Source organism: Gammaproteobacteria bacterium (assembly GCA_029862005.1).
In the GTDB taxonomy this organism is placed as follows: domain Bacteria; phylum Pseudomonadota; class Gammaproteobacteria.
This window is the reverse complement of the sequence record JAOTYD010000010.1, coordinates 1-15,475: the sequence shown is the minus strand read 5'-3', so window position 1 is coordinate 15,475 and position 15,475 is coordinate 1. Positions and strand designations below refer to the sequence as shown.

Genomic DNA, 15,475 nt, shown 5'->3' with positions numbered 1-15,475 from the left:
TTTATTTAGATGAAATTTTAAAAGTAAAATATCAATTAAGCAAGCAATTCAATCGGTGTCTTCCTGGTGATTTTTAACCAGGTTTGCCGGATCGAGTAATTGTCTCAGGCTGGCTTCGTCGATATCGGTCATTTCTATGGCTACTTCAAGTATAGGTCGATTCTGGTCAAGCGCGGCTTTTGCGATCTCGGCCGATTTCTGATATCCGATAATCGGGTTTAAAGCGGTTACCAGAATCGGGTTGAAAGACAGGTTTTGCGCCATGATTTCATCATTAATCGACATGGTTTCAATCGCTTTTGACAGGTGTTGCATCGCGTTGCCGAGGATCTCGATACTTTGCAGCAGGTTGTAAGCGATCACCGGCAGCATGACATTCAGTTGGAAATTTCCGGACTGTGCTGCCAGTGCAATGGTGCAGTCGTTGCCGATGATATGAGCAGCCGCCATTAGCACGGCTTCGGGAATCACCGGATTGACCTTGGCCGGCATAATTGAACTGCCCGGTTGCAAAGGCTGCAACTGGATTTCTCCCAGTCCGGTTAATGGGCCGGAGTTCATCCAGCGCAAGTCATTGCAGATCTTGGTCAGTGAAGTCGCCAGTACGCGCAGTTGACCGCTGACTTCCAACGTCGTGTTCTGGGCGCTCAGGCCCTCGAAGAGGTTCTCCATTTGGATGAATCGAATACCGGTACTCGCGTGGAGTTTTGCGCACACGCGTTGACCGAAATCAGCGGTCGTATTAATTCCTGTGCCGACCGCCGTTCCGCCGATTGCAAGCTGCTGTAGCCTGCCCAGCGCGGTTTGAATGCGGTAGCGGTCATTCTTTATCTGCGATGCCCAGCCTGAAATTTCCTGTGCCACGGTTATCGGCATCGCGTCCATCAGGTGGGTGCGCCCGGTCTTGATTGTTTTCTGGTGCTGCTGCAGGCGTTCGTTGAGCGCGGTTTCGAGCATTTGTATAGATGGCAGCAGTTGTTCATGGATTTGTATGGCAGCGGCAACATGAATCGCCGATGGAAATACGTCATTGGAACTCTGTCCCATATTGACATGGTCATTTGGATGTACCTTCAAGGCCCGGGTCGAGGCGAGTGTTGCAATAACCTCGTTCACGTTCATATTGCTACTGGTTCCGGAGCCGGTCTGAAAAACGTCGACCGAAAACTGATCATCGTGTTGACCGGAGATAACCAGGTCCGCAGCCTGTTTAATCGCCTCGGCGAGCGGCTGACCGATCTTTTCCAGGTCGAGGTTGGTTTCGGCACAGGCTTTCTTGAGCAGCGCCAGGGCCCGTGTCATCGATGGCGGCAACTTCAGGCTGCTAATCCTGAAATTGTTCAGGGCGCGTTGGGTTTGGGCCCGGTAGAGCGCGTCGGCGGGAATCTCTACCGAGCCCATGCTATCGGTGACCTTGATTTTCTTTTTGCTCATGTGGTGTTACTAATACCTGAAATTAGCCTGATTGTAACACTTGGGTTGTGTATTTATGCGTCTGGGGCGGAAGATACTCCCGTCTCGAGTTTATACCATGCAGTACTACAAAAACGCTTGAACTGAACTATAATTTGCTAATATTTAACGGCTTACCAGGCCATATCCTATCCTGCCGAGGAGATTACGATGGGCAACGAAGATACAGTAGTGCTAACCCCCGAGGAAAAAGACAAGGTTCTGCAAGACGAAGCCCAGGAGGGCGAACAACAGGACGACGATGAAGAAGAAAGCTAGATAAATCTGGCTGCTAGGCAGGCAGGCAACGGATAGCCTTTGCAGTTCCCAGGTACTCCTTCACACCCAGCTGCTGTGTTTGCAGCACGTACAATCCATCGGCGCCGACTCCGGCAGCCTGTTTTTGCATTTTTGCAAGCATCGATTTGAGTGAAAAGTAACCGCCGGTTACGCGAATATGAGCCAGCGTCTCGAAATTACAGTCGGGTCGATCGATATAGTAAATAGTGACTTGCTGGCTGTGGGTGCCCGCAACAGGTTGTCCGATCACCAGTGGTGGTTCGGCGCAACCGGACAACAGCAAACTCGTTAACAACAGGGTCAGGAACAGGGAATTCTTCATTGCTACCTCCGCTTTGACTGTATCGACCAGTTTATCAATACCTTAACCGGCCTGTTCTGCAACAATACTGACCAACGATTCGCAGAGTTCTTGTAGTTCATCATCCGAAATGATGTAAGACGGCATCAGGTATACCAGCTTGCCGAAAGGTCGCACCCAGATACCGGCCTCGACGAAACGGGGTACCATTGCAGCCATATCCACGGGCTGTTTCATCTCAATGACAGCTATTGCGCCCAGGCACCGAACCTCGGCTACCTGGGTCAGGTCCTGGCAAGGTGCGAGCAGTGTCGCCAATTTTGATTCGATCTGAGCAATACGCGCTTGCCAGTCAAACTCCAGCAGCAACTCGATACTTGTGTCGGCAACCGCGCATGCCAACGGGTTGGCCATGAAGGTCGGCCCGTGCATAAACACGCCGGGATCTCCGTTGTCAATTACGTGACTGATTTCGGTCGTGGTCAGTGTTGCAGCGAGGCTCATGTAGCCCCCGGTCAGGGCCTTCCCGATACACATGATGTCGGGTGTAATCGCGGCGTGTTCGCAGGCAAACAGTTTTCCGGTGCGCCCGAACCCGGTTGCGATTTCGTCTGCGATCAGCAGTACCCGGTAGTGATCACAAAGCTCGCGTGCACGCTGCAGGTATTCCGCGGAGTAGAAATACATGCCCCCGGCTCCCTGTACGATGGGTTCCAGAATCAGCGCGGCAATCTGTGCATGATTTTTTTGCAACACATTTTCGAGCGCCCGTGCATCGCTCTCATTACAGGTGCTGCCATATCTGGAGTTTGGGCGATCGACAAAGAATTGCGGTGCCAGCACCGTGTTAAACAGACTGTGCATACCGGTTACGGGATCACAAACCGACATTGCGCCCATCGTGTCACCGTGGTAGCCGTTGCGTAAAGTCGCAAAGCGTTGTTTACCGGTTTCACCCTTCGCGTTCCAGTACTGGATCGCCATTTTAAGTGCGACTTCTACTGCAACCGATCCTGAATCAGAAAGGAAGACTGATTGCAAAGCCTGCGGCGTAAGCCGCACCAGCTTATCAACCAGTCTAATCGCAGGTTCGTGGGTCAGGCCGCCAAACATCACGTGCGCCATTTGCCGCAACTGCTGTTCCAGCGCCTGGTTCAGTCGGGGATGATTGTAGCCATGGATGGCACACCACCAGGAAGACATTCCATCAATGAGTTTTTTACCGCTTGATAGATGCAGGTATACACCCTCGGCTGACGCGACATGAAACATGGGTAACTCGCTCTGCATGGCGCTATAGGGATGCCAGATGTGCTTACGATCGATGGCAATCTGGGCGTCGAGCGAAGCACTCGTCACGGTGATGCTCTCGACAGAAGAGGTAAATTAAGGTCCATATTCATCGGCTAATACCTGTCAGTAGTTAATTCGAGTAGTTTATAAATAGTTTCCATAAGTTATTGATTAATAATAATATTGAGTATTTTTTATGCCAACGGAAAGCGCCCGGCGATCGCAGTCGAAAGTATATGAAAAGTCAGGTTGAAAAGTACCCGGTAATTCAACCTGCAATGATCTTCGTGACCCTCAGAGGCCATTATATCGAACCGGCATGAGATTATGATCCAGGTCTGCTGCGAATACTTAAGCCCGTTGCGGCACCGGATTCCATCCCCGTTGGTGCTCTTTCATGGCGTCGATAAATAATTCGGCACCGAGTAACGCGCATCGATGTTCGAGGTGCAAGGAATCCGGACTCCTGCCGATATCGGTCAGTTCCGCCTGGGCAACAATATCTCCCTGGTCGAAAGTTTCGTTAAGCAGATGCAGGGTTACCCCGAATCTGTGGGTTTGCTGGGCAAGTTGTTGCTCGATGGGATTCGGGCCGCGAAATTCAGGCAACAACGACGGGTGCAGGTTGAGAGCGGCCTTGCGGGGACTCTTGATCAAAGCGTCACCGATCAGGTAAGTCCAGCAGGCTACCAGTAAAAAATCGAAAGTACCTTGCCGGATTAACCTGCTTAATTCCGCCTGTTTACCGACGGGAGCGTAGGCGGTTTCGATACCCTCCCCCAACGCCAGGATTCGGCGGTTGGGGCTAGCTGCGATCAGGTCGTTTACGGGCTTAGATACCGGATGAGCGGGGGGATACTCCGGCAGTACCAGTAAACCCGGTGGATGATGCAGCCGTTGCAACGCTTGCAGCACTTCACAGGAAAAATTGGCCCCGCTGGCGAGTAACGCAAAGCGATTATTACCAGGCGTATCGATTTCAGGGCTCATCGTCGCAGGGTTGAAGCTCCAATAGACCTTTTTCCGTCAAGGTGTCGATATATCCAAAGTGGCGCAGATCCGTGATTCGAAATGGATAAAGTATGCCATCGAGATGATCGCATTCGTGTTGTACCACGCGCGCATGAAAGCCTGATGCCTCCCGATCGATCCTGCTGCCATATTGATCGTAGCCCTGGTATCGAATGTCACGATAACGCGGCACGATACCGCGCATTCCAGGCACACTGAGGCACCCTTCCCAGCCTTCCTCCTGAACTTCGCCAATTGGTGTGATGACCGGATTTATCAGTACAGTCTCCGGGATTGGTGGAGCGTCAGGGTAACGAGGATTGGTCTGGTACCCGAAAATCACGATACGTTGCATAACCCCGATTTGAGGTGCTGCTAGCCCCGCTCCGTTTGCATCGGACATTGTCTCCCACATATCCTGCAATAGCGGTTCCAGGATTGCAGGGTCTATTGGATCGAGCTCCGCCGATACTTCTAGCAGATGCGGGTCCCCCATTTTTAAAATGCTTCTGATCGCCACCCGGTTAACCTTTGGTTTGAGTCTGATTGATTGTGCCAGATATCAGTGATATAACAAATCCGCTGATCCAGGCCGGAAAATAGATGGCGAAATTACCCCCGATAGAACCCGTTAGCGGAACCGTTGTCCCTCGCTACGCGGGCCCATCGACTTTTTGCCGGTTGCCGGAGCTGCGCGACGTTCCCTATTGCGATGTTGCGATACTCGGTGTCCCGTTCGACTCGGGTACCAGCTATCGACCGGGAGCCCGGTTTGGCCCCCAGGCCATTCGGCAGGCGTCACGCCATTTACGTACCAATTTCCATCCGGCCTATGATACTGAGCCCTTCAAGACGATTCAGGTTGCCGATGCCGGGGATGTAGCCTGCAATCCCTACAATATCGACGAGGCGATCGCGCAAATCGAGGCCGCCGCCGATGCGCTTTACGATAAAGCGCCTGTTATCGTAAGCCTGGGAGGAGATCACACCATCGCGGTGCCCCTGCTGCGCTCGGTAAACAAGGTGGCCGGCCAGGTTGCACTGGTACATTTTGATGCACACCTCGATACCTGGGATACCTATTTCGGCGCGCCCTACACGCACGGTACCCCTTTCAGGCGCGCCGCCGAGGAAGGTTTGTTTAACGATGATGCGTCGATGCATGTCGGGATTCGTGGTCCGCTATACAGCCCCGATGACCTCGCAAAAGACAAGGAGCTTGGATTCAAGATCGTGCATTGCGATGAACTGGAGGCGCATGGTGTCGAGCACGTGGTCAAACGCATCAGGAAACGGGTTGGAGATCTGCCGTTATACCTGTCAATTGATATCGATGTACTGGATCCCGCGCACGCGCCGGGTACCGGAACGCCCGAGATTGCCGGTATTACGAGTCGTGAACTGGTCGGTATTATTCGCGGCCTGCAGGGCTTGAACCTGGTGGCTGCCGACGTGGTTGAAGTGGCTCCCGCTTATGATCATGCGGAGATAACGTCGCTCGCGGCCGCGACAATCGCGTTTGAAATGGTGAATCTGGTCGCCTGCCAGAAATAAATTCGTCGTTACACCAGCCGCGTTTCTTCCCTGATGGTGTGGTGCGCAAACCATGCGACCGAAATCAACAGCATACTGCCGCCAACAATAGTGTTGAGCGAGGGTGTCTCCTTGATCACCAACCATACCCAAAGTGGGCCCAGTATGCTTTCCAGCAGATAAACCAGCTGGACTTCTGCCGAATTGGCGTAACGTGGCGCGATGGTCAGAACGATGAAAGCAAAAGGCACAAGAATAAAGCCGATGATACCCAGGTAAACCAGTTGCATGGAGGAGATTGCCAGGTCCGGTGACTGGGCGAATGCATAGCAGGTCGTGAAAAAGCTGCCAATGATGACCGAAGGCACCAGGTCGATGTCTTTCCGGTAACGCACCAGGACCGCACTGCAGGCAGTAAAAACGGCACAACCCAGGGCAAAAAAATCACCGACCAGGCTGGCATTTCCATAGCTGCCCCAACCGATAATAAAGATGCTGAGCAATGACAAGGCGATAATCAGCCAGGTCGTAAGACGCTGATTCTCGTGCAATACCACGAGTGACAGGATCGCGGCAAAAATTGGCGCCGAGGACAGAAACAGCAGGGTATTTGCAACGGAGGTTTTTTGAATTGCGGTAATAAAGGTGATGTTTACGGATGCAAACAGGATAGCGTTGAGGATGCCGGCCCAACCGATCGCCAGTAGCACCGGCACGAATCGGTCGCGATAGTAAATCCAGAGAATCAGGCTGATCGCAAATACTGGAAACAGCCCCCGGTAGAATATCAGCGTGAAATCATCCAGTGCCGCCAACCGAATCAAAAGACTGTCCGGACTTAATACGAACACGCCACCCAGCGACATCAGGATGCCTTTACCGCGATCGCTCATTTTCACAATATGGTGAGAATTATGCATTGATGGGTGTCCCAATTTAATACTGCATGATAATGTCATGGTGTTTTTTAATCAGTAAAATTCGACGTCTGGAGAAATGCCGTGCCATTAACCAGCCCTGCAAAACGCAAATTGACACATACCCGTGTCGTTACCTGTCATGGCTATCAACGTGAGGATGAGTTGTGGGACATCGAGGGACGCATCGTCGACACCAAGCCATATCGTTTCAAAAACAGGGATCGGGGTGGCTGGATTGAGGCGGATGAGGCCTTGCATGACATGTCGATTCGCCTGACCGTTAATCTCGAACTTGAAGTGCTCGAGGTCGACGCCGTGATCGACGCATCACCTTACAACTACTGTAAATCAGTCATAACCCTTGCCAAAAATCTGGTTGGTCTCAAGATTGCCCCGGGATGGACCGACAAATCGAAACGGGCCATGGGGAGCAACAAAGGCTGCACCCACTTGACTGAACTACTTGGGCCGATCGCAACGACCGCGATCCAGACTATCGTCAGTGCAAAAATGAAGCGCGGTGAAGGTAAAGCGAAAGCTGGTTCGAACGGGTTTCTCAACACCTGCCATACCTACGCCGCAGACAGTCCCGTGGTGAAGCTGCAATGGCCGGAACTCTACCAGGCCGATAACCGTGATTAGACTGTTCCATATTGGTTGGTAGCTTTCATAACGCAGTTCGATATTAACGAGAAGCCGGTCACATACTTGCCGCGGCTATAAGCGATATATTCTCTCGGAGGGTTTCCGGAAGCGAGGAGCACTATGCTGGTGCTAGGCTGTACAAATCATCAATCTGTCATCATCGATGAAGTTATCAGGGTAACTGTTATCAACAACAAACAGGGCCAGGTGGTGCTTGGGATCGATGTTCCCGAAGGTATTCAAATTCGCGGCGAAGATACGCATTCCCCACATCGGCAAACTGATCTATTACAACATACGGAAATCTGATGGCTGCCAATCACCACAGCGTAGACAAAGAAGTGGGCCAATTACTGCAGATACCCTCCGCAACTGCCGGCGACTGGTACGAGGTCATGGGTGCGACAGGCATCGAGGACAGCAGCAGGAAAAGATTCAATCATGCCTTCGAGTCCTTCATTGCGGGATCTTATCACCGCGCATACAAGGACTTTGTCAAGCTGGCCGGCGGGGGTTGTGCTGTCAGCCAGTACTACCTGGGTTTAATGCATATCAAAGGCACGGGCGTTTTACAGGATTATTGCCGGGCGCATTTGTGGTTGAATGTTGCCTCGGCACAAGGGCATCACAAGGCCAGGATTCAGCTTGAAAAGTTAACCCGGATAATGAGCCCGAATCAGGTAGCTGAAGCACAAAAACTGGCACGGGCATGGATGGCAAAACGCAGTAAGTCACATTGATTTTCGAGCTGACTCGATATTCGAAACCGAAATAGATTACAATCGCCCGGAATATTATTCTCTAATGAAATTTTCTCAATTATGAGCTAAGTTAAATTAGCCTGTCCTGAACGTTGTCCGCGGTAGAGCGGGCGCATAAAATAGTGAATCTATACTGGAGGATGTGAGATGACACTTCTCGATCGAAATAAACTGCTACTTTTAATCACATTGCTAACGCCACTGAGTGCATATGCAGATTCCTGGAGCTGCCGTTTTGGCAACGACGTTCGGGAAGTGCACGTAGAGAGATTGGGACCGTCGCCGGCCCCCTGCCAGGTCGTTTACAAGAAATTGACCGAAGGCGTCGAAGACCAGATTCTTTGGAATGCACAAAACGATGGTTCCTACTGTGACGCAAAAGCCAACGAATTCATTGAAAAGCTGGGTTCCTGGGGCTGGACTTGCGTCGAAACGATCCGCGAAGACGCTACGACCCAGTAATATCTGTCGTTATTGGCCTCACCTAACGATCGTGGATCTCCAGCAGGTTTTAATATCGAGATTAAACCTCGTTATCCCTGCGACGGCGTAACGCACGCAGCCGGCTAAAAAACTCGTCCCGATCCACGTGGCACTGCCGGATGTGCCGATTACCGTTGAATGTCGTGCGGGCATGCAAAACGCGATGATTATCCATGACGACGGCCTGCCCTGGCTCCAGTCGATATTGCACGAAGGCTTTTGCGTCGTAAACCAGTGACAGCATTTCCCGTAGCGCCCGGTAAACCGGTTCGATCAGTTCTGCCGTCGTATCCAGGGGTGCCATGGTTCGTTCATTGATGTGAACCGCTTCGATATCACCATGTCGATTCAATTCGATGGTACGCCAGTTCGCCGCCAGGGCTACATCGTCCACGTCGTCTAAGAGAAATCTTCGATGCGGTATAGGGACCTCGCATAACAGGTCAAATAGATTCTTATTATGGGTTCGCAACTTGTGAGCCGCGTTGAATCCGTCGACCAGGATCGACGCACCGCCTCCGCATTCGCTGGCCTGCAGGCAATGCATCATGAACAGACCCGGAATTGGATTGCGAAACAACTCGTCGTTGTGAGGACGGATAGCATGTGAGGTTTGCGCCAGGATACGCTGTTGCAGTGTCGAAATCAGGTCAAATACTCGCCCATAATGGGTCTGACGAATAAATCCGAACACTGCCGCCAGCCGTTCGATCTCGTCCTGGTGTGTCGGAACCGCATTGAGGATAACAAAACCATAATCATCAATACGCTGAAACATTTGCAGACGAATCGATTCATCGGCGACAACCTCGTTGTAATTCCATTCGGGGATATGGCCGTTAAGTGCCGAGTACCACAGCTTCGATTGGCCTCGTCGCTCAGCGATGGCCTCGCACGAATAACAATTTTCGCGTAACCAGGCGGGTGAGTAAGTGGTGATATGACCGTCACCCTTCCAGTGGATCTGAAGGGATCCAGTCGCACTTAGCCTAACTTCGTCGGGCGTAATTTCCGGGTCAATATTTCCGAGTTCCAGGTAGCGGTGGCCACCACTGCGGTCACCACATTGCGGGCAGGTACAATTGTCACGCAACCACAGGTGGTGAAATTCACTTTGCCGCCCATCTTGCCAGATAATTGTTATGCAGCGCTTATGTCTTTCAATCTTCTCAATCGAAAGAGGCTTTCTTGTGGAATGGTCAGTGTTGGGGGATGAATTCAACCGTAGAATTATCGAATCGCCCAAAGGTAAAGTAAGTTTAACTGAAAAGTTAATCTCTGTCTGGCATGTAATTCCTTCTGGACAATCAAAGAGCAGACACTCGAATTTTACAGATGAGGGTCAGCTATCGACCGGTTGAAACCGCAACTGAAAGCGGACCTCATACCTTATAAAAAAACAGCGGCTTTGGCGAATTAACATGGAGATGTATCCAGCTTTACTTCGAAGACTGAGTCGGGAATTCTGCCCTTGGCATACCATCGGCGATATGATCCCAGTCGATTTAAAGCGACCAACGCGGTGTTAGATCTCTGGAGAATCGAGCCTACGATCGAAATCGAGAACCTGACTGATTTGGTCGATCTGCAATAGCGTCGCTGCTAAAATTCGGTTCTTGCCCTGACGAAAAGCTGGTAATCATCAATGTCCTCTTTCTCACTAAGCGGGAAGGCGATATCGATATGCAGAACCTTGGAGTTGGATTGACGGGTCGATACCAGGCGTAGACCGGTTCCAACATCACTAAGCCAGATCGGATTTTCCCCGTTGTCCCAGGCCGAGCCGGCTTCCGCAAATACTGCAAATCCAAATTTAAACAGTTGCCAGAGATACACGTTGAAGTATACCCGCCGTTCCGCGGAAAGCGTGAATGCTCGCTCCCCATTCTGAAACCGAACCGGATATCCCTTCAACCCGGAATCACCACCGACCTCAATCCGTTCAAATAGTTCGGGATTTTGCGCCGCTTCCAGCCTGCTGCTAAACACGTAACTGTCATTTACACCCCGAAAATTGTATAGCTGCCCTCGCATCACAATTCGGCCGGTGTCGTCGATCGTTTTGTTAGATTCATGGCTCAACCTCAGATCAAAAAGTCCCAGGGTATGCGTTGAAATAAAGTTGCCTAAACTATAATCGAACTCCAGTACATAACCTTCCTGTGTCGATTCGTAGGCCGCGTCCTTCCACCCGATTCTGGTTCTCATACTGGTGCCCAACTTGATATCCTCGGTTATGCCCATCACCCGGAAATTAATTCTCTCTACATATTTAACATTCAAATGCTCATACTCGATAAAGGGATAACTCTTGTCTACATCTTCCGGTAGTTCTATATTCGGATCATCAACCGTGTTATACCTCAGCCTGTTGGCAAACCACCCCAGGCGATACCTTGAAACCGAATCACCGACCAGACCGTCAGACCATCCATAACTCAACAGCAGCGAATCGTTCATCTCCCCCACTTTTGCCACCTCGTCACCCTGTTCGTAAATCGGGTTCTCTCTTTCAATCGAAGAGGGCCATATCGACCAGGCGTATTTTGAATCCTGTTTTATAAATGGGCGCGCCAGGTCCACCTCGTAAACGTGGCCATCGCTATTGTCTGCAAGCTCCAGTTTCAAGGTCTTGAGATTCCCTAACCAGTTGATGTCCCTGTAGACGAAAGCATCTGAGTCCCTCTCCTCATCGGACTCCGACAGGATCTTAATTTCGGTTCCCAGTCCTAGCAGATTTGACTCTTCGATTTCGAAAGCCGTACGTGTCTCCCCGCCAGACCGACTGACTGTGATGCTTGGCGTTAAAGTCCAGTTGTCAGTGGTTGCGACCGTCAGTTTCACACCTTTTCCGCAAACTTCCTCCGCGGTGATTTCTGCGTCGTGGATATAATTCCGGTTACGTAACAGGCGCTCGGTCTCATTTATCAGTTGCTGGTTATAGCCGTCCTGAGGATCGAACAACAGCTGTTCCTCGATTGTTTTTTTCCGCGTATTAATATGAAGTTTGTTAGCCCATTTGTGAATCCATAAATTCTGATCTTCTTGCTCTAGATCGAAGATGTCATTGTTGTCGATTGTGACCTCGAGGATGGGCAATCCTTCTAGTCTTTTGTCAGGAGGACTACAATCTTGTGCCCGTGAATGTCCCATTATCGCCAGAAACAGACATACCACGATACTCGCACGAAACTCGCGCAAGTATTTTGGGAATTCAACAAAACCCGAATACAAACTGTTGACCAATGTTATCAATTTCAGCCTTTTTACGATCCGCGGTATTGGGTAGTACTGGATTTAAATAAAAATATTGGAAACAAATCCAATCTAAATGTTACATGAGGTTTAAGAAATAAGTGCTTGTTAATATTGGTTTTGTAGGTGGTGCCCGGAGCCGGAGTCGAACCGGCACGACCGTTAAGGTCGAGGGATTTTAAGTCCCTTGCGTCTACCAATTTCGCCATCCGGGCAAATGAATGGAGGCTGAGGGCGGAATCGAACCGCCGTACACGGCTTTGCAGGCCGCTGCATAACCACTCTGCCACCCAGCCAATGAAAAGGCTTTTCCGCCTAACGAAGAGCCCCGGACATGCTACTTTACTGAATAGCGATGGCCAAAAAAAGCCCCGATCGAATCGAGGCATGAAAACTGGAGCGGGAAACGAGATTCGAACTCGCGACCCCAACCTTGGCAAGGTTGTGCTCTACCAGCTGAGCTATTCCCGCAAAAGAGCCGTTATTCTATAGATTCACCCTTAGCTGTCAAGCCAGCTCCCTGCGGGTCCTGTCATCCATGTCGGCTTATCACAGGCCAGGCCGCGCGCAGGTAAATCATCATCGAAACAATGGTCAACAATGCCGCGACATAGTAAATCCAGAGGCCTATTTCAAAGATAGGTAAATCCATGAACGGCTCAGAAAATATCATGAAACCGAGTGCCAGCATCTGTGCAACCGTCTTGGATTTGCCAATGAACGATACCTGTACCGTAGTACTGCTGCCCAGTTGTGCCATCCATTCACGCAAAGCAGAAATTGATATCTCCCGGGCGACAATGATAACCGATGGTAAGACCATGTAAATACTCGGGTGAGCCTCCACCAGCACAACGATAATCACGACAACCATCAATTTGTCAGCTACCGGATCAAGGAAAGCACCAAACGACGATTCCTGCTGCATTGAACGGGCCAGGAATCCATCCACCCAATCGCTTATACCGGCAATTGCAAAAATCAAAGTTGCGGCGACATTAGCCCAGCCAAAAGGTAAATAAAACACAATGACGAAAAGCGGAATCAGGACAATTCGAAACAGCGTAATCGCGGTGGGCAAGGTTATTTTCATGGCTCGCCAGTCAACGGTCTAACCGTGGAACCTATCATAAATCGCCTGAGCGGTCTCCCGGTTAATGCCCTTGATTTGCATCAGTTCCTCGACCCCGGCAGCCTGCACGCCTTGTAATCCACCAAAGGTATTCAGTAACAGCTGCCTTTTTCTTACGCCGATACCCGGAATTTCCTCGAGCCTGGATTTGCGCCGCGTTTTTGCGCGGGCCTGGCGATGTCCTGTAATCGCAAATCGATGCGCCTCATCACGAATCTGCTGAATCAGCAGCAGTGCCGGCGAATCCATCGAAAAATTTAGGGATGACATCTCTTCGTCGATGATGTCTTCGTAACCGGCGCGTCGCTCGACACCTTTGGCGATTCCGAAAACCCTTAGATTTTCCTTGATGTTCGGTATATTCATCGACTCCAGCACGTCCAGTGCTATGCCGAGTTGGCCTTTTCCGCCATCGATTAAAATCAGGTCAGGTAGTTGTTCGGGAGAATTCTGGCGCTTGCTGTATCGGCGTTCCAGTACCTGGCGCATCGCGCCGTAATCGTCACCCGGCGTGATATCTTTAATATTGTAACGTCGATATTCGCTTTTTATGGGGCCCTCCCTGCCATACACGACGCAGGACGCCTTGGTCGATTCACCCATGGTATGGCTGATATCGAAGCATTCGATACGCTCGGGAGGCGCTTCGAGATGTAAAATTTCGACCAGGTTCTGAAATCGCTTGCTGAGCAAGCTCGCTGAAAGCAGGTAGCTTTCCAGTGCCTGTTTCGCGTTGTTGATTGCACTCTCCAGTGCGCGCTGGCGTTTACCGCGAACCCGGTGCGTTATCCTGACCCGCGAATGACTGAGCAGATGTAAAGAGTCGGCAAGCAATTCGACGTTTTCGAGATCATGGCTGACGATAATCTCTCCCGGGGCCGGGTGATTGGAATAATGTTGCATGATGAAGGTTTCAAGCAGACTCGGCGCATCGGTATCAAGTTTGGCACGATTAAAAAAGGCTTTGTTGCCGAGCGACGTACCATTGCGAATCATGAACAACTGGATACAGCTGAAATCCTGGCGCAATTCGCAGGCGATGATGTCAATGTCTCCATTGAAATCGGTGACAAACTGTTTTTCGGTAACCCGCCGCAAGGTTTCGATGCGGTCGCGAACCTGTGCCGCCTGTTCGAAATCGAGTTCGGACGAGTATTTTTCCATGAGTTCGATCTGTTGGTCGATGAGCTCGTCGCTTTTACCTTCGAGAAACATCTGCGCCTGTTCGATCTGCGAACGATAACTTTCCTTGTCCGTGTGTCCGACGCAGGGACCGGTACAACGCTTGATTTGATACTGTAAGCACGCGCGGGTGCGATTCGACAGTGCAGAATCTTCGCAATTACGCAGCTGGAACATGCGCTGCACATGGTTGATGGTATATCGAATCGACCCGGCGCTCGGGAACGGGCCATAAAATGTCCCCTTGCGTTTATCGGGTTTGCCCCTGAAAACGGTCAGGCGTGGAAAGTCATGGTTACTGAGGCAGATGTAAGGATAGCTTTTATCATCACGAAACAGGATGTTGTAGCGCGGATTGAGGTTCTTGATTAAATCGTTTTCCAGCAGCAGTGCTTCGCTTTCGGTGCGCGTGTTGATGACTTCGATTGAACCGATGTTATTAACCAGTGAGATGATGCGGGTTGATAAACCGGTTTTGCGAAAATAACTGGAGAGCCGCTTTTTCAGGTTCTTGGCTTTACCGACATAGATCACCTTGTCGTTTCGGTCGATCATGCGGTAGACACCGGGTTTACTGCTGACCGTGGCCAGAAAACCTTTATGATCGAAATGCTGCCGCTGGTTCATTGCAGTATCAGCCTGATTCGATCGAAGGTCGCTTCAAACATGTGCGCAGTGATCCTTCGGGTATTCTGGTTGTATTTGCTGGGATGAATCGAGTCAATCAGCTTCAGGCCATCCGGTAAATCATATTCGGCCTGCTGGTAAAACCGATAGCGTGCCTGGGTCAGTTTCAGTGCTTTCAGTGATGCGCGGTGTGCAATCGTGCCGAGTGCCAGTAAAATGGAACCGGGTGCCAGGGCCGAAATTTCAGATCGGAGATAACCGGAGCAGCGATCAATCTCAGTTCCGCTTGGCCGGTTTCCGGGTGGGACACATTTGACCGCATTGGTAATTCGACAATCGATTAGCTGCATTTCGTCGTCGCAGCTGTGCGAAACCGGGCTGCTGGCAAAGCCGAACTTGTGCAGGGTTGCAAACAGCAGATCACCGGATGCATCACCCGTGAAAGGCCTCCCGGTCGCGTTAGCCCCGTGTAATCCCGGCGCGAGACCGACTATCAGCAGCTGCGCACTGGGATCGCCAAATGCTGAAACCGGCAAACAGCGGTATTCGGGAAATCTATGCTTTTGTTCAATCCGGTAAG

The 15,475-nt window shown here is 50.9% G+C and carries 16 protein-coding genes and 3 tRNA genes; 5 read left to right on the top strand and 14 right to left on the bottom strand.

From position 1 onward, the window contains the following. Positions 1-48: 48 nt before the first annotated feature. The 5 genes from OES20_08585 to def all read right to left on the bottom strand — a co-directional run bounded on the left by OES20_08585 (position 49) and on the right by def (position 4,877). Positions 49-1,434 carry a class II fumarate hydratase gene (locus OES20_08585; protein ID MDH3634747.1) on the bottom strand — a complete coding sequence of 462 codons (1,386 nt, stop codon included), beginning with the start codon at positions 1,432-1,434 and terminating at the stop codon, positions 49-51. Between the two features lie 310 nt (positions 1,435-1,744). Continuing rightward, positions 1,745-2,074, bottom strand: a complete 330-nt coding sequence (locus tag OES20_08580; GenBank protein MDH3634746.1) for a hypothetical protein — start codon at positions 2,072-2,074, stop codon at positions 1,745-1,747. 42 nt (positions 2,075-2,116) lie between these two features. Continuing rightward, a complete protein-coding gene (gene bioA / locus OES20_08575; protein MDH3634745.1) occupies positions 2,117-3,418 on the bottom strand; it encodes an adenosylmethionine--8-amino-7-oxononanoate transaminase in 1,302 nt (433 codons plus the stop codon). A 279-nt stretch (positions 3,419-3,697) separates the two neighbouring features. Beyond that, entirely contained in the window at positions 3,698-4,336 is a 639-nt protein-coding gene (locus OES20_08570) for a formyltransferase family protein (protein ID MDH3634744.1), read from the bottom strand. After that, a complete protein-coding gene (def, locus tag OES20_08565; GenBank protein ID MDH3634743.1) occupies positions 4,326-4,877 on the bottom strand; it encodes a peptide deformylase in 552 nt (183 codons plus the stop codon). The genes OES20_08570 and def overlap by 11 nt, the downstream gene beginning before the upstream one ends. Before the next feature lie 83 nt (positions 4,878-4,960). Between def and speB the strand changes: the two genes are divergently transcribed. Next, positions 4,961-5,911 carry an agmatinase gene (speB, locus tag OES20_08560; protein ID MDH3634742.1) on the top strand — a complete coding sequence of 317 codons (951 nt, stop codon included), beginning with the start codon at positions 4,961-4,963 and terminating at the stop codon, positions 5,909-5,911. A gap of 8 nt (positions 5,912-5,919) precedes the next feature. Here the strand turns inward: speB and OES20_08555 are convergent, their stop codons facing one another. Continuing rightward, positions 5,920-6,810 (bottom strand): DMT family transporter, encoded by an 891-nt coding sequence (locus OES20_08555; GenBank protein MDH3634741.1) that lies wholly within the window; start codon positions 6,808-6,810, stop codon positions 5,920-5,922. 81 nt (positions 6,811-6,891) lie between these two features. On the opposite strand from OES20_08555, the gene OES20_08550 reads away from it, so the two are divergent. The 4 genes from OES20_08550 (at position 6,892) to OES20_08535 (ending at position 8,678) form a co-directional block, all read left to right on the top strand. Then, the gene (locus tag OES20_08550; GenBank protein ID MDH3634740.1) at positions 6,892-7,452 is read left to right on the top strand and encodes a DUF2889 domain-containing protein; all 561 of its coding nucleotides are present in this window, start codon (positions 6,892-6,894) and stop codon (positions 7,450-7,452) included. A gap of 123 nt (positions 7,453-7,575) precedes the next feature. Further along, positions 7,576-7,764 (top strand): carbon storage regulator, encoded by a 189-nt coding sequence (locus OES20_08545; GenBank protein ID MDH3634739.1) that lies wholly within the window; start codon positions 7,576-7,578, stop codon positions 7,762-7,764. Continuing rightward, positions 7,764-8,195 carry a hypothetical protein gene (locus OES20_08540; GenBank protein MDH3634738.1) on the top strand — a complete coding sequence of 144 codons (432 nt, stop codon included), beginning with the start codon at positions 7,764-7,766 and terminating at the stop codon, positions 8,193-8,195. The genes OES20_08545 and OES20_08540 overlap by 1 nt, the downstream gene beginning before the upstream one ends. Positions 8,196-8,363: 168 nt before the next feature. After that, positions 8,364-8,678 (top strand): hypothetical protein, encoded by a 315-nt coding sequence (locus OES20_08535; protein MDH3634737.1) that lies wholly within the window; start codon positions 8,364-8,366, stop codon positions 8,676-8,678. 61 nt (positions 8,679-8,739) lie between these two features. Here OES20_08535 and OES20_08530 read toward each other — a convergent pair whose 3' ends face one another. The 8 genes from OES20_08530 to OES20_08495 form a co-directional block, all read right to left on the bottom strand. Then, positions 8,740-9,921, bottom strand: a complete 1,182-nt coding sequence (locus OES20_08530; protein MDH3634736.1) for a TauD/TfdA family dioxygenase — start codon at positions 9,919-9,921, stop codon at positions 8,740-8,742. 380 nt (positions 9,922-10,301) lie between these two features. Continuing rightward, positions 10,302-11,663: a hypothetical protein gene (locus tag OES20_08525; GenBank protein ID MDH3634735.1), complete on the bottom strand. Its 1,362-nt coding sequence runs from the start codon at positions 11,661-11,663 to the stop codon at positions 10,302-10,304. 418 nt (positions 11,664-12,081) lie between these two features. Continuing rightward, a tRNA-Leu gene (locus tag OES20_08520) sits at positions 12,082-12,169 on the bottom strand. A gap of 7 nt (positions 12,170-12,176) precedes the next feature. Continuing rightward, positions 12,177-12,250 (bottom strand) — tRNA-Cys (locus tag OES20_08515). A 99-nt stretch (positions 12,251-12,349) separates the two neighbouring features. Further along, positions 12,350-12,425: transfer RNA gene (locus OES20_08510), tRNA-Gly, on the bottom strand. Positions 12,426-12,486: 61 nt separating this feature from the next. Next, entirely contained in the window at positions 12,487-13,047 is a 561-nt protein-coding gene (pgsA, locus tag OES20_08505; protein MDH3634734.1) for a CDP-diacylglycerol--glycerol-3-phosphate 3-phosphatidyltransferase, read from the bottom strand. An 18-nt stretch (positions 13,048-13,065) separates the two neighbouring features. Then, positions 13,066-14,895, bottom strand: a complete 1,830-nt coding sequence (gene uvrC, locus OES20_08500) for an excinuclease ABC subunit UvrC (GenBank protein MDH3634733.1) — start codon at positions 14,893-14,895, stop codon at positions 13,066-13,068. After that, positions 14,892-15,467, bottom strand: a complete 576-nt coding sequence (locus tag OES20_08495; GenBank protein ID MDH3634732.1) for a uracil-DNA glycosylase — start codon at positions 15,465-15,467, stop codon at positions 14,892-14,894. The genes uvrC and OES20_08495 overlap by 4 nt, the downstream gene beginning before the upstream one ends. Positions 15,468-15,475: the final 8 nt, after the last annotated feature.

Coding starts and splice junctions, on each gene's coding strand:
- OES20_08585 (MDH3634747.1), bottom strand. CDS start 1,434: ATGAGCAAAAAGAAAATCAAGGTCACCGATAGCATGGGCTCGGTAGAG.
- OES20_08580 (MDH3634746.1), bottom strand. CDS start 2,074: ATGAAGAATTCCCTGTTCCTGACCCTGTTGTTAACGAGTTTGCTGTTG.
- OES20_08570 (MDH3634744.1), bottom strand. CDS start 4,336: ATGAGCCCTGAAATCGATACGCCTGGTAATAATCGCTTTGCGTTACTC.
- speB (MDH3634742.1), top strand. CDS start 4,961: ATGGCGAAATTACCCCCGATAGAACCCGTTAGCGGAACCGTTGTCCCT.
- OES20_08555 (MDH3634741.1), bottom strand. CDS start 6,810: ATGCATAATTCTCACCATATTGTGAAAATGAGCGATCGCGGTAAAGGC.
- OES20_08545 (MDH3634739.1), top strand. CDS start 7,576: ATGCTGGTGCTAGGCTGTACAAATCATCAATCTGTCATCATCGATGAA.
- OES20_08540 (MDH3634738.1), top strand. CDS start 7,764: ATGGCTGCCAATCACCACAGCGTAGACAAAGAAGTGGGCCAATTACTG.
- OES20_08535 (MDH3634737.1), top strand. CDS start 8,364: ATGACACTTCTCGATCGAAATAAACTGCTACTTTTAATCACATTGCTA.
- pgsA (MDH3634734.1), bottom strand. CDS start 13,047: ATGAAAATAACCTTGCCCACCGCGATTACGCTGTTTCGAATTGTCCTG.
- uvrC (MDH3634733.1), bottom strand. CDS start 14,895: ATGAACCAGCGGCAGCATTTCGATCATAAAGGTTTTCTGGCCACGGTC.